12 protein-coding genes are annotated in these 12,122 nt (G+C 63.1%); 8 read left to right on the top strand and 4 right to left on the bottom strand.

Features of this window, described 5'->3' with window-relative positions; translation table 11 throughout:
* Nucleotides 1-72 precede the first annotated feature (72 nt).
* The 8 genes from AC3IQ7_RS15855 (at nt 73) to AC3IQ7_RS15820 (ending at nt 8,451) form a co-directional block, all read left to right on the top strand.
* Nucleotides 73-948: a hypothetical protein gene (locus tag AC3IQ7_RS15855; protein ID WP_489206618.1), complete on the top strand. Its 876-nt coding sequence runs from the start codon at nt 73-75 to the stop codon at nt 946-948.
* 68 nt (nt 949-1,016) lie between these two features.
* Nucleotides 1,017-2,174, top strand: a complete 1,158-nt coding sequence (locus AC3IQ7_RS15850; RefSeq protein WP_489206617.1) for a sensor histidine kinase — start codon at nt 1,017-1,019, stop codon at nt 2,172-2,174.
* 128 nt (nt 2,175-2,302) lie between these two features.
* Nucleotides 2,303-3,757, top strand: a complete 1,455-nt coding sequence (locus AC3IQ7_RS15845) for a circularly permuted type 2 ATP-grasp protein (protein WP_322426942.1) — start codon at nt 2,303-2,305, stop codon at nt 3,755-3,757.
* Entirely contained in the window at nt 3,751-4,695 is a 945-nt protein-coding gene (locus AC3IQ7_RS15840) for an alpha-E domain-containing protein (protein WP_099376800.1), read from the top strand. The genes AC3IQ7_RS15845 and AC3IQ7_RS15840 overlap by 7 nt, the downstream gene beginning before the upstream one ends.
* Complete coding sequence (locus AC3IQ7_RS15835; protein ID WP_489206616.1) at nt 4,695-5,504, top strand: transglutaminase family protein; 810 nt, start codon at nt 4,695-4,697, stop codon at nt 5,502-5,504. Before AC3IQ7_RS15840 ends, AC3IQ7_RS15835 begins: the two co-directional genes overlap by 1 nt.
* 91 nt (nt 5,505-5,595) lie before the next feature.
* A complete protein-coding gene (locus tag AC3IQ7_RS15830; RefSeq protein ID WP_099376802.1) occupies nt 5,596-6,474 on the top strand; it encodes a proteasome-type protease in 879 nt (292 codons plus the stop codon).
* Nucleotides 6,475-6,582: 108 nt separating this feature from the next.
* Nucleotides 6,583-7,923, top strand: a complete 1,341-nt coding sequence (locus AC3IQ7_RS15825) for an alpha/beta hydrolase (protein ID WP_099376803.1) — start codon at nt 6,583-6,585, stop codon at nt 7,921-7,923.
* A gap of 102 nt (nt 7,924-8,025) precedes the next feature.
* Complete coding sequence (locus AC3IQ7_RS15820; protein ID WP_034787417.1) at nt 8,026-8,451, top strand: Fur family transcriptional regulator; 426 nt, start codon at nt 8,026-8,028, stop codon at nt 8,449-8,451.
* Nucleotides 8,452-8,465: 14 nt separating this feature from the next.
* On the opposite strand, the gene AC3IQ7_RS15815 is transcribed toward AC3IQ7_RS15820, so the two are convergent.
* From AC3IQ7_RS15815 to zigA, 4 genes are read right to left on the bottom strand one after another with little or no spacing between them, the layout of a single operon-like run.
* Entirely contained in the window at nt 8,466-8,984 is a 519-nt protein-coding gene (locus AC3IQ7_RS15815; RefSeq protein WP_489206615.1) for a GNAT family N-acetyltransferase, read from the bottom strand.
* A 44-nt stretch (nt 8,985-9,028) separates the two neighbouring features.
* The gene (locus AC3IQ7_RS15810; RefSeq protein ID WP_099376805.1) at nt 9,029-9,817 is read right to left on the bottom strand and encodes a HoxN/HupN/NixA family nickel/cobalt transporter; all 789 of its coding nucleotides are present in this window, start codon (nt 9,815-9,817) and stop codon (nt 9,029-9,031) included.
* Nucleotides 9,814-10,827 (bottom strand): CobW family GTP-binding protein, encoded by a 1,014-nt coding sequence (locus tag AC3IQ7_RS15805; protein WP_489206614.1) that lies wholly within the window; start codon nt 10,825-10,827, stop codon nt 9,814-9,816. The genes AC3IQ7_RS15810 and AC3IQ7_RS15805 overlap by 4 nt, the downstream gene beginning before the upstream one ends.
* A 19-nt stretch (nt 10,828-10,846) precedes the next feature.
* A complete protein-coding gene (zigA, locus tag AC3IQ7_RS15800; protein ID WP_489206613.1) occupies nt 10,847-12,073 on the bottom strand; it encodes a zinc metallochaperone GTPase ZigA in 1,227 nt (408 codons plus the stop codon).
* Nucleotides 12,074-12,122: the final 49 nt, after the last annotated feature.

The following is a 12,122-nucleotide window of genomic DNA, read 5'->3' as shown; positions in this document are numbered from 1 at the left end:
GCCCCTTCCATGGGGCAGCTTTTTTTTCGTGCGCGCCTGTGCCGCAAGCGGCGCTTCGGCGACAATGCCCGCATGAAACAACTCCCTGCCCTGCTACTTTTGCTTTGCCTGTCCCTGCCGGCCGCTGCCCAGAAGCAAGCCGCCTGCCCGTATGCTGCCTGGAAAAGCGGCTTCAAGGGCGATGCGCGGGCGCAAGCCACGTGCTTGCTGCGTCCCGTCAAGCTGTATGCGCGCCTGGGCGACAGCGCGCCGCTGCCGGATTTTCTTGCCGCCCGCATCGGCCAGCGCACGGGCATCGACCCGGCCCGGTTGCGCGCCTGGCTGGCGGAACAGGGCATCGCCGAGGCGGACGTGGGCGGCGCCGTCGACGCCCCGCTGTCGCGCGCCGTGGGCCGGCTGGCCGCACCGATGGCCCGCTATTTCGTCATCCACGACACCAGCTACCCGAATTTCCTGCTGGAATCCATTCCCGCCCATATCAACGACGCCAGCTGGGATTTCAACGATTTTACGACGCGCAATCCGGCGCTGGGCGGCGGTCCGAAAGGCCATGTCTACGTCAACCGCCTCGGTGATTCATTGGCCGTGCGCGACTTTGGCACGGCCAGCTATGCCAGCAAGCTGGAAAAGGACAAGCCGTCGCTGACGGGCCTGTTCCTGCACGTGGAACTGGTGCAGCCGCGCCACTCCGTGCCCGGCGGCGGCAAGGGCAACGATGGCCTGGCGCCCGATCCGGGCTTTACGCCTGCGCAATACGAGCGCCTGGCCCTGCTGTATATCGCCGCCAGCGTGCGCAAGGGGACGTGGCTGATCCCCGCCTTCCACGCCGTGCTCGATACGGGCTTTGCGAATGGTCATGATGACCCACAGAACTTTTCCCTGGCCGAATGGTCAACCACGCTTTCCCGCCTGCATGCGGCCCTGCGGCTGGCCGAAACTGGACAATAAAGCGTTTCCCTGACGGCTGAATTGGCGCATACTATTAAGAGCATAGCCATTCCTGTCAGGGAGTTCAGGTGAATATTGCAACGGATCATCAGGCGGATCACCAGACCGGCGTGCGCCAGCCATTGCAGCGCGCGCAGCGCATCTTTGCCATACGCGACGCCGTCCTTGGCGCCTGGGAACAGCGCGTGCGCGCCAGCGTGCGCGGCGCGGACCGCTTGCTCACACCCATCCTCATCAACACCTTGCCAGCCTTTTTCGACAACCTGGCCGAAGCCCTCACCCCAGGTCACCCGCGCGACAATGCGACCAGCAACAGCAACGTGCCCGCCGTGCATGGCAACGAACGGGCGCGCATGACCAATTACGGCCCGGAACAGGTGATCCAGGAATACCAGATCTTCCGCGACTGCTTCGCCGCCACCGCGCATGAGTCCGGTATCACCTTGCGCAGCAAGGATTGGCAAGTGATCAACAAGTCGATCGACGTGGGCATCCGCGAATCGATACGCGAATTTACCAGCATGCACGAAGGTTTCCGGCGCCGCGTTGCGGCCGGCCTGTCGCACGACATGCGCAATCCGCTGGCCGTCATCAGCACCAGCGCCCAGTTGCTGCTGCGGCCAGCGGCCCCGGAACGGGTGGTATTGCTGGCGCACAAGATTGTCGAACACAGCAAGCGGCTCGACAGCATGATCGAGGAATTGCTCGATGGCCTCAGCTACCATCAGGGCCAGCAGTTGCCGCTGGTGCTGAGGCAGTTTGACGTGCTGCCGCTGGTACACGCCGTGGCCGGCCAGGTCAACCTGCAGCGGCCGGACAAATGCCAGGTCAGCGGGCAAGCCGTCGTCGGCTGGTGGTGCGAGAACTCGCTGCGGCGCGCGCTGGAAAACCTCGTCGGCAATGCCCTCAAGTATGGCGACGACGCACCCATCAGCGTGCACGTGGAAGCGGTCCACGAACGCCTGATCGTCACCGTGCACAATGGCGGCCACGCCATCGCGCCGGAACAGGCCGCACGCATCTTCGACTACTTGCGCCGCGAGAACGACAGCCCCGCCCCAGGCTGGGGCATCGGCCTGCCCTTCGTGCAGAGCGTGGCCGAAAGCCACGGCGGCAGCATCGCCGTCGACAGCGCGCCCGAAACGGGCACCAGCTTCATCTTCGACGTGCCCGTCGATTGCCGGCCCTTCGTCCAGCCCGCCGACGTCCCCAAGAGTGACGATTAGCGCACCAAATTAGTGCAAAGAATGGCGCAACGCCACAAAAGTGCTCATCTTTACACCTTCCCTCGGCTCCCCTGTTGGCACGCTTCCTGCTGAGCTATACGTAGACACGGCTCAAGGGAAATCACAACATGGCAAATTTTTTCAATGAAATGACTGCAAATGAAGTGGGTACGGACAGCAAGGTACGTGAACACTATCGTGAATTCAGCAATTGGCTGGAACAGCAATCCCCCGAGACCATCGCCCGCAAGCGGGCCGAAGCCGACCTGACGTTCCGCCGGGTCGGCATCACGTTCGCCGTCTACGGCGACGATGCCGGCACGGAACGCCTGATTCCGTTCGACACCATCCCGCGCATCATCCCCGCCGCCGAATGGGCGCAGATGCAGACAGGCCTGGTGCAGCGCGTGCAAGCCTTGAACATGTTCATCCATGATATTTATCATGAACAAAACATCATCAAGGCGGGTATTATTCCCGCCGAGCAAATCTACAAGAATGCCCAGTACCGCCCGGAAATGCAGGGCATTGCCGTCGCCTCCGACATCTATGCCCACATCGCCGGCGTCGACATCGTGCGCGCGGGACAGGGCGAATTCTATGTGCTGGAAGACAATCTGCGCGTGCCGTCCGGCGTGTCCTACATGCTGGAAGACCGCAAGATGATGATGCGGCTGTTCCCGGAACTGTTCGCCCGCAACCGCATCGCCCCCGTCGACCACTACCCGGACATGCTGCTCGACAACCTGCGTTCCGTCGCCCCGATGGGCATCGATGACCCGACGGTGGTCGTCATGACGCCCGGCATGTACAACTCCGCCTACTTCGAGCACGCCTTTTTGGCCCAGCAGATGGGCGTGGAACTGGTCGAGGGCAAGGATCTGTTTGTCAACGACAATTCCGTGTACATGCGCACCACGCGGGGACCGAAGCGCGTCGACGTGATCTACCGCCGTGTGGACGACGACTTCCTCGACCCGCTGGCCTTCCGCTCCGATTCCTCGCTGGGCGTGCCGGGCCTGCTGTCCGTGTACCGCGCCGGCCGGGTGACCCTGGCCAACGCCATCGGCACGGGCGTGGCCGACGACAAGTCGATCTATCCTTTTGTTCCCGACATGATCAAGTTTTACCTGTCGCAAGAGCCGATACTCAACAACGTGCCGACGTACCAGTGCCGCAAGCCGGCCGATTTGTCCTACGTGCTGGCGAACCTGGCGAAACTCGTCGTCAAGGAAGTGCATGGCGCGGGCGGCTACGGCATGCTGGTGGGGCCCGCGTCCAGCCTGGCGCAAATCGAGGATTTCCGCCAGCGCCTGCTGGCCAATCCCGGTGGCTACATCGCCCAGCCGACACTCGCCCTGTCCGCCTGCCCCACGTATGTGGACGCCGGCATCGCGCCGCGCCACATCGATTTGCGCCCGTTCGTGCTATCCGGCAAGACGATTTCCATGGTGCCCGGCGGCTTGACCCGCGTGGCGCTGGGCGAAGGCTCGCTGGTGGTCAACTCCTCGCAAGGGGGCGGTACCAAGGATACCTGGGTACTGGAAGCCACATCCGCTTTTGCAGGAGAAAAAACATGCTGAGCCGCACTGCCGATCATTTGTTCTGGATGGCCCGCTACACGGAGCGGGCGGAAAACACGGCGCGCATGCTCGACGTCAACATGCAAACGTCCATGCTGCCGCAGTCCGAGCAGGACGCGGAGCAAGGCTGGCGCGCCACCCTGGGCATTTCCGAGCTGCAAAGCGCGTACGACCACAAATATGGCCGCTTCCACACGCGCGACGTGCTCGACTTCATGGTGCGCGACCCGAACAACCCCTCGTCCATCCTCGCCTGCCTGACGGGGGCGCGCGAAAACGCCCGCGCCGTACGGGGCACCCTGACGACGGAAGTGTGGGAAATCCAGAATGCCACCTGGCTCGACATGCAGAAACGCCTGAAAAGCAATTTGCTGGAAACGGACCCCAGCCAGTTCTTCGAGTGGGTCAAGTACCGCTCGCACCTGTCGCGCGGCGTGACACTGGGCACCATGCTCAAGGACGAGGCGATTCACTTCATCCGCCTCGGCACTTTCCTGGAACGGGCCGACAACACGGCGCGCATCCTCGACGTGAAGTTCCACGGCGCGCGCGACACGTCGAAAGACATCACCCAGCGCGATTTCTACTACTGGGCGGCCCTGCTGCGCTCCGTTTCCGGCTTCGAGATCTACCGCAAGGTCTACCGCGATGTCATCACCCCGGAACGGGTGGCGGAATTGCTGATGCTGCGCGGCGACATGCCCAGGTCGCTCCTGGCCTGCATGGATGACGTGGTGGAAAACCTGAAACACATTCGCAATGATGTGTCGGCCGATACGGAGCGTTTCGCCGGGAAATTGCATGCGGAGCTGAAATTCGGCCATATCGACGACATCATGAAGGCGGGTTTGCACCATACCCTTACGGAATTTCTCGAAAACATCTATGACCTGGGCAACCGGGTCAGCCGCGACTTCCTCGTTCCCTTGGCGGCCTGATGCAGCTCATTATCCGCCACGAAACCCATTACGCCTACAGTGCGCCGCTGGCCTACACCATCCAGCAGCTGCACCTGACGCCGCGTATCGAGCCGCAGCAGCGGGCTCTCTCCTGGCAGATTTCCACGCCAGGCCAGTGCCACGCCTACACGGATGCCTACGGCAATCTGTCGCACATGCTGACGATTAACGGCAGCCATCACTCCCTGAGCCTGGTAGCGCACGGCGTGGTGGAAACCATCTACCCGCACAAGGGACGGCTGAACCTGGTCGATACCCTGTCGCCGCTGCTGTTTACCATGCCGACGCCGTTGACCCTGGCCAATCCCGCCATCCTCGACCTGGCGGCCGCCAGCCTGCCGGACCGGGACGTGACGGCCGGCACGGGCCACTTGCTGCGCCTGGCCGAGCACATCGTCGGCAAGGTGGCGTATGAAAGCGGCGCCACCATGGTCACCACCACGGCTGGCGACGCGCTGGCGCTGGGCCGCGGCGTATGCCAGGACCACGCGCATCTGTTCCTCGCCTGCTGCCACGCCTGGGGCATCCCGGCCCGCTATGTGTCCGGCTACATCGATCCGGGCACGACGGGCCATGCGGCCAGCCATGCCTGGGTCGACGCATGGACGGAAGATACGGATTTCGCGGGCTGGGTCAGCATCGACGTCACGCATGCACGGCTGATGACGGATGCGTATTGCCGCCTGGCCATCGGGCGCGACTACGATTCGGCGGCGCCCGTGCGCGGCATGCGCCAGGGTGGCGGCACGGAAACGTTACGGGTCGATGTGCAGATCGTGCCTGTCTAAAATGGCCAGGAATGAGGCTGGCCGGGCCTTGCCAGCAGGTGGCAAGGCCCGGCTGGTGTAGAATGCTTCCCCTTTGACTTGATTTACGACGATGACTTATTGCATAGGCATGCGCCTGAACGAAGGCCTGGTCTTCCTGTCCGATTCCCGCACCAATGCCGGCGTGGACCAGGTGGGCACCTTCCGCAAGATGAGCGTGTTCGAGAACCCGGGCGACCGCATGCTGGTCCTGATGACGGCCGGCAACCTGTCGATCTCGCAGGCGATCCGCCAGATCGTTTCCGAACACGTCGATGCGGACGGACGCAGCATCTGGAACGTGGCCAGCATGTACGATGCGGCGCGCATCGTGGGTGAAGCCGTGCGCACCGTGCACCTGCGCGAAGCGAAGGCCCTGGCCGACTGCGGCATCGATTTCAATGTCAGCATTATATTAGGCGGCCAGATAGGCGCCGAGCGCTGCCGATTGTTCCAGGTGTATTCGGCCGGCAATTTCATCGAATCGCACGATGAAAACACTTATTTCCAGATCGGCGAAGCGAAATACGGCAAACCCATCATCGACCGTGTCATCAACCCGTTCACGCGCCTGGACGAAGCGGCCAAGTGCGCGCTGATCTCCATGGATTCGACCCTGCGCTCGAACATTTCCGTCGGCTTGCCGCTGGACTTGCTCGTCTACGAGACGGGCAGCCTGGCCGTCACGCGCTTCGTCACCATCGATGAAAAGAACCAGTATTTCCGCATGATCCGCGACACGTGGGGCGAACAGTTGAAACATGTGTTCGAAGGCATCGTCGATCCCGTGTGGAACGCCACGCCGGAAACGACGACGAACGTATTGTCATCGGCCAATATGCACAGCAAGCCCGTGCGCGTAGCCATCCCCGAGCACGTGAGCCGCGGCGGCCTGACCGTGGCGCCCCTGCAATCCTTGGCGCAGCAGTTCAGCGACGACAAACAGCATTGATGTTAGCCGCACCCGCTGCGCGGGGCGCTGGACAAATCGCTTTTCGCGTGCTTTTATGGCAATATGGGTTGACATTCAATCCAGATTGACATGAAAGGCAGGTGGCGCATGGACTTGATCACTTCCGCTGTCGTGGCGGCCATCGGGCATGGCGCGCCGGGCCACGCTCCCGAAGCCGTGGCCAGCCACTATGAACGGCTCAAGCAGGCCATCGCCAGGTTCGACGGCGCCGCCGCCATCCTGGCCGCGATCGCCGCGCTGGAAGCCGAGCCCGCCAATACCCAGCTGCAACTGGCCCTGTCGGCCGCCCTGTCCGGCGCGAAAGTGCCGGACGACATGGGAACCCTGTTTGCCGCGCAAGGCTTGCTCGATGCGCTGCAGCGGCCTTTTTCCCAGGCGCCCGACGTGGAAGCCGTGCCCGCGCCGGCCGATAAAGGCGCCGTCGTGTCGAACTATGCCGTCGTCAAAGTGTATTTCGCCACGGACCGCCAGCGCGACGTGGGCAAGCCGCCGGCCCAGCGCTTCAGCGGCGAACGCAACATCAAGAGTGGTAATGGTCCGCTCAGCTATGGCAGCTGCGACATCAGCATCCCCCGCGACCACCGCATGGGCCAGCTGGAATCGCCGTCGCTGTGGCGCCTGGAATTTCGCGACGACCCGGCCAAGCACGTGGTGCTGCTGTCCGCCGAGGTGCAAGACCGCGCCAACTTCTTTGCCGCACTAAAAACGCAGATCCGCGCTTCGGCCGGCAAGAGCGCCTTTGTCTTCGTGCACGGCTACAACGTGAGTTTCGAGGATGCGGCGCGGCGCACGGGACAGATGGCCTACGACCTGGGCTTTGACGGCGCGCCCGTGTTCTACAGCTGGCCGTCACGCGGCGAGGTGGCCGGCTACACGATCGATGAAAACAATATCGAGTGGAGCACGCCTCACCTCACCGACTTCCTGGCCGACTTTCTTGCCAGCACGGAGGCGGCGCAAGTGTATCTGGTCGGCCACAGCATGGGCAGCCGTGGCCTGGCGCGGGCCGTGGCCGACTTGCTGGCCGCGCAGCCGCAGCTGGCGCAAAAGATCACGGAAATCATCCTGTCCGCGCCCGATATCGACGCGGCCATCTTCAAGCACGATATCGCGCCGAAACTGGCCGGCGCGCGCAATCCCGTCACCTTGTATGCCTCGTCGCAAGACCTGGCCCTGGCCGCCTCGAAAACCGTGCACGGCTACGCGCGCGCGGGCGACAGCGGCGCCGGCATGCTGATCGTGGCGGGCGTGGAAACCATCGACGCCACCGGGGTCGACACGAGTTTCATGAAACATGCGTATTTCGCGGAAAAGCGCTCCGCCCTGTCCGACATGTTTTATCTGATACGCAACCATGCGCGCGCCGACCAGCGCTTTCTCGACCCCGTCGATACGGTGGCCGGCCGCTATTGGACGTTCAAACCATGACGCCGTTCCATCGAGTGCGGCACGCATGCTAAGATACGGCCCAGAGGGTGGCAAAGGCACGGCGATGACGCCGCCAGCCGATCCCCCGCAAGCAGGCCTATCATGTTGACATCATCTTCTACACCGCAAGCAGAATCGCTGATCCGCAACACCAACGCCCGCGTCACCAAGACGCGCGTGAAGGTGCTCGACTTTTTAATGGCGCAAAGCCGTTCGCTGACCCACCATGAAATCCAGCAGGCGCTGTCGCAGGACAGCGACATCGATTCCGTCACCCTGTACCGGGTGCTGGAATGGCTGACGGAAAATGAACTGGTGCACCGCATCGCGGGCGCCGACCAGGTGTGGCGCTTCAGCGCGGGCGCCGGCCACCAGGCGCACGAACACGCGCATTTCCAGTGCACCAAATGCGCGAACGTCACCTGCTTCAATGAAGTCAAGCTGCCGCCGCCCGTGCTCTTGCCGGAAGGTTTCAGCGGCGGCGAAGTCGATTATCTGATCAAGGGCCTGTGCCCGCGCTGCAAGTAATTCTCAAAAAGACATCACCTGATCAATAGAGCCAGGTGATGCTCGTCATAGAATAAGTCGCCCACGCGCATCGAGCGCGGTTCCGTGCCATACGCGATAAATCCCAGCGATTCATACAGGCCCAAGGCGGCATTGTTTTCCGCATTTACGCTCAAATGCACTTGCATGACGGCAGGGTCCGTCTCGGCCTGTTCGATGCAGGCGTTCACGAGACGCCGCGCCACGCCCTTGCCCCGTTGCGTCACATCGACAAACACGCCCCACAGCAAGGCCTTGTACGACAGTTGCCGCATGGATTCGCGCCGCAAGCCGGCAAAACCGACCAGGCGTTCGCCATCGAAGGCGCCGAAAGCCCTGTGCAGCGGGCCGCCGGCGATGCGCTGCACATGTTCTTGCGGCGTGCGCGCCAGCTCATCCTCGCGCGACGAGGAAAACGAGCTGGGCGAATCAAGGATGGCGCGCAGGCGCAGCGCGCAAAAGGCGGCGGTGTCGGCTGGCGTCAGCAGGCGGATGACGATTTCAGGTGCGGGCATGGTGGAATCCGGCAGTTTTTTTCCATTATACCCACGCCCCCGTCTCAGGCACGCACGCGGCGCAAACCCAGCAAGGTCCAGCCGTACAGGGCCGCCATCAGCAGCACCATGGCCGCGCCGAGGGCCGCCGTCCAGCTTTCCGGCAGCGACCAGGCGGAGTCAAACTTGCCGGCCGCCATGGTGCCAGCCATGGCCACGCAGATGGCGACGATGGGCCAGCCCAGGCGGCGCCGGAAGGCGCGCACGATATCCGCCTGGCCGGTGCGCATGACTTTCGCCGTGACCCAGCCATCGAAGGTATCCGTCACGCCCATGCCGACGGCAAACACCAGGCCGGTCAGCAAGGCTGGCTGCATGCCGCCCAGAGCGACGGCCGCATAGCCCCAGGCGGCCGCCTGCAGGGCCGTGTCGAACACCAGCGCGAACAGCATGCCGACGAGGATGGCGGCCAGCGGCCCGGACGCGCCCCGCAACCAGCGTGGCAACAGCCGCCCGCGCACGTCGGCCAGTTGCGCGCCAGCCAGCAAGCTGCGCGCATTCATGCCGGCGATGAGCAGCAGCAAGGCGATGGGTAGCCATTCCAGCCAGCCAAACACGGCCTCCGACGGCGTAAATTGCTGCGACGCCACGGCGGCCACGGCCACGATGGCCAGCACGGTGAGGCCATGGCCCAGTGCAAACAGCGCACCCATCCACGGCGCCCAGCGCGGCGCTGCCGCCTGGCTGCGCAGGGTCAGACCATCGACGGCGGCCAGGTGGTCCGGTTCCAGGCCATGCCGCATACCGAGGAGAAAGATCAGCGCCAGGGCGGGCAAGCCCGCTTCCACGCTCATGCGGCCACCTCGACGGGGCTGTCCGCCGTGGCCAGCGTGGTCACGCAGCGGTTCAGACCCCGGATCAGCATATCCTGCGGCAAGTCACGGCCGATAAAGATCATCTTGCTGGCGCGCGTCTCGCCGTCGCGCCATGGCGTGCCAAGTTCCGAGCCCATCAGCATATGCACGCCCTGGAAGACGGCGCGGCATGGCATGTCGGCAACATACAAGATGCCCTTGTAACGCATCAGCTGGGCGCCGAACAGCTGTACCACGGCATCCAGAAAATTTTCCACCTGCAGCAGATCCAGGGGCTGGGACTGGTGATAGACGAACGATTGCACGCCGTCGCCATGGCGGTGGCCCAGTTCCCCCAGGAAATCCGGCTCCAGCTCGACGATGGCGTTCAAGTTGAAACCGCGAATGTTCAGGATATCGCGCAGCGGCACATTGCCAAAGCTGACTTTCTGGATGCTGGCGCGGCCATTGATGGCGACCAAGCGCTGGCGCAGCGCGGCCAGCTCGTCCTTGCTGACCAGGTCCGTTTTCGACAGCAGGATGCGGTCGGCAAAGCCGACTTGCTCCTGGGCTTCCTTGTGCGCCGTCAATTGCTGCTGCGCGTGGCGCGCATCGACCACCGTCAAAATGGCGTCGAGCATGTAAAACTCGCTGATTGACGGTTCCGCAAAGAAGGTTTGCGCCACGGGACCAGGCGCGGCCAGGCCCGTCGTTTCGATGATCACGTGGTCGAACGCGATGGTTCCGGCTTGACGCTTGGCGTGCAGTTCGCCCAGGATGCGGATCAGGTCGCCGCGCACGCTGCAACAGATGCAACCATTGTTCATTTCCACGATCTGTTCGTCGCTGTCCTGCACCAGCAAGCCATGGTCGATGCTTTCGGCGGCGAATTCGTTTTCGATCACGGCGATGCGCATGCCGTGATCGCCCTGCAATATGCGCTTGAGCATCGTGGTTTTCCCGCTGCCGAGAAAACCTGTGATGATGGTAACGGGGATCAGTTCTGTCATAGTGCATTCCTATCGATGGTTAATCTTCAAGTTCTTCCATGCGTTGCCATTCGGGAAACGGGTCGGGCAGCTTGCGCCAGGCGGCCATGCCCTGGCGCGTTTCCGTGTAGTTGAGTTGACATTTCTTCAAGTCCGCCTCGATGGCGGCCTGGTCCATGTCCTGGCCGATGAAGACGAGCTCCTGGTAGCGGTCGCCATACGTTTCGCTCCAGCCCGCTTTGACTTCCGCCAGCGAGGCCGCATCCGTGGGCCAGCGCTCTTTCGGCACGGAGGCCCACCACAAGCCCACGGGTTCGATATTCATCAGCTTGCCCGCGCCGGACAGGCTGGCCACCCATTCGGGACGGCTGGCCAGCCAGAAATATCCCTTGCTGCGCACCACGCCCTTGATTGGCTGGGCAATGTAGTCATGCAAGCGCTGCGCGTGGAACGGCTCTTTCGCCCGGTAAACGAAGCTGTTGATGCCATATGTTTCCGTCTCCGGCGTGTGGGTGCCGGCCAGCTCCTGGGCCCAGCCCGGCATGCTGGCCGCCTGCTCCAGGTCGAACAAGTGCGTGCCCAGGATGGCGTCCAGCGGCACGATGGACTGGTTGGTTTCGATGATGCGCGCGCCGGGATTGAGGGCTTTTAAAATGGCCAGCACGCGCAGGCGTTCGGCCGCATCGACCATGTCGACCTTGTTGAGGACGATGACATTGGCAAATTCGATCTGTTCCGTGAGTAAATTGGCCAGCTGGCGGTCGTCGCCCTCGCCCGCGATTTCGCCCCGCTGCTCCAGGCTGTCTTCGCTGTGGAAATCGTTGAGCAGGTTGGCACAGTCGACGACGGTGACCATGCAGTCGATGCGCGCCACGTCGTTCAGGCTGTCGCCGTGCTCATCCTCGAAGTCGAAGGTGGCGGCCACGGGCATCGGCTCGCCCACGCCCGTCGATTCGATCAGCAAATAATCGAAGCGGTCTTCCGCCGCCAGGCGCCGCACTTCCAGCAACAGATCGTCGCGCAGGGTGCAGCAGATGCAGCCGTTCGACATTTCCACGAGTTTTTCTTCCGTGCGCGACAGGGCCGCACCAGCCGCTTCCGCGCTGTCTTTCACCAGCGAAGCGTCGATATTGACTTCGCTCATGTCGTTGACGATGACGGCCACCCGCTTGCCTTCGCGGTTGCGCAAGATGTGGTTGAGCAAGGTGGTCTTGCCGGCGCCGAGAAAGCCGGACAGGACGGTGACGGGGAGTTTTCGCTGGAGCATGGGATTCCTTCGGATGGGTCGATTGAGGGAGGCAATGGACGGTCGCATT

It is taken from the genome of Janthinobacterium sp. GL_088 (genome assembly GCF_057837845.1).
Note: the sequence above shows the minus strand (reverse complement) of the source record. Positions and strands in the feature narration are given on the sequence as shown.

What these genes read in the sequence shown, in the direction of transcription:
- AC3IQ7_RS15840 (WP_099376800.1), top strand. Translation starts at nt 3,751, where the DNA reads ATGCTGAGCCGCACTGCCGATCATTTGTTCTGGATGGCCCGCTACACG.
- AC3IQ7_RS15855 (WP_489206618.1), top strand. Translation starts at nt 73, where the DNA reads ATGAAACAACTCCCTGCCCTGCTACTTTTGCTTTGCCTGTCCCTGCCG.
- AC3IQ7_RS15830 (WP_099376802.1), top strand. Translation starts at nt 5,596, where the DNA reads ATGACTTATTGCATAGGCATGCGCCTGAACGAAGGCCTGGTCTTCCTG.
- AC3IQ7_RS15820 (WP_034787417.1), top strand. Translation starts at nt 8,026, where the DNA reads ATGTTGACATCATCTTCTACACCGCAAGCAGAATCGCTGATCCGCAAC.
- AC3IQ7_RS15805 (WP_489206614.1), bottom strand. Translation starts at nt 10,827, where the DNA reads ATGACAGAACTGATCCCCGTTACCATCATCACAGGTTTTCTCGGCAGC.
- AC3IQ7_RS15845 (WP_322426942.1), top strand. Translation starts at nt 2,303, where the DNA reads ATGGCAAATTTTTTCAATGAAATGACTGCAAATGAAGTGGGTACGGAC.
- AC3IQ7_RS15825 (WP_099376803.1), top strand. Translation starts at nt 6,583, where the DNA reads ATGGACTTGATCACTTCCGCTGTCGTGGCGGCCATCGGGCATGGCGCG.
- AC3IQ7_RS15810 (WP_099376805.1), bottom strand. Translation starts at nt 9,817, where the DNA reads ATGAGCGTGGAAGCGGGCTTGCCCGCCCTGGCGCTGATCTTTCTCCTC.
- AC3IQ7_RS15835 (WP_489206616.1), top strand. Translation starts at nt 4,695, where the DNA reads ATGCAGCTCATTATCCGCCACGAAACCCATTACGCCTACAGTGCGCCG.
- zigA (WP_489206613.1), bottom strand. Translation starts at nt 12,073, where the DNA reads ATGCTCCAGCGAAAACTCCCCGTCACCGTCCTGTCCGGCTTTCTCGGC.
- AC3IQ7_RS15815 (WP_489206615.1), bottom strand. Translation starts at nt 8,984, where the DNA reads ATGCCCGCACCTGAAATCGTCATCCGCCTGCTGACGCCAGCCGACACC.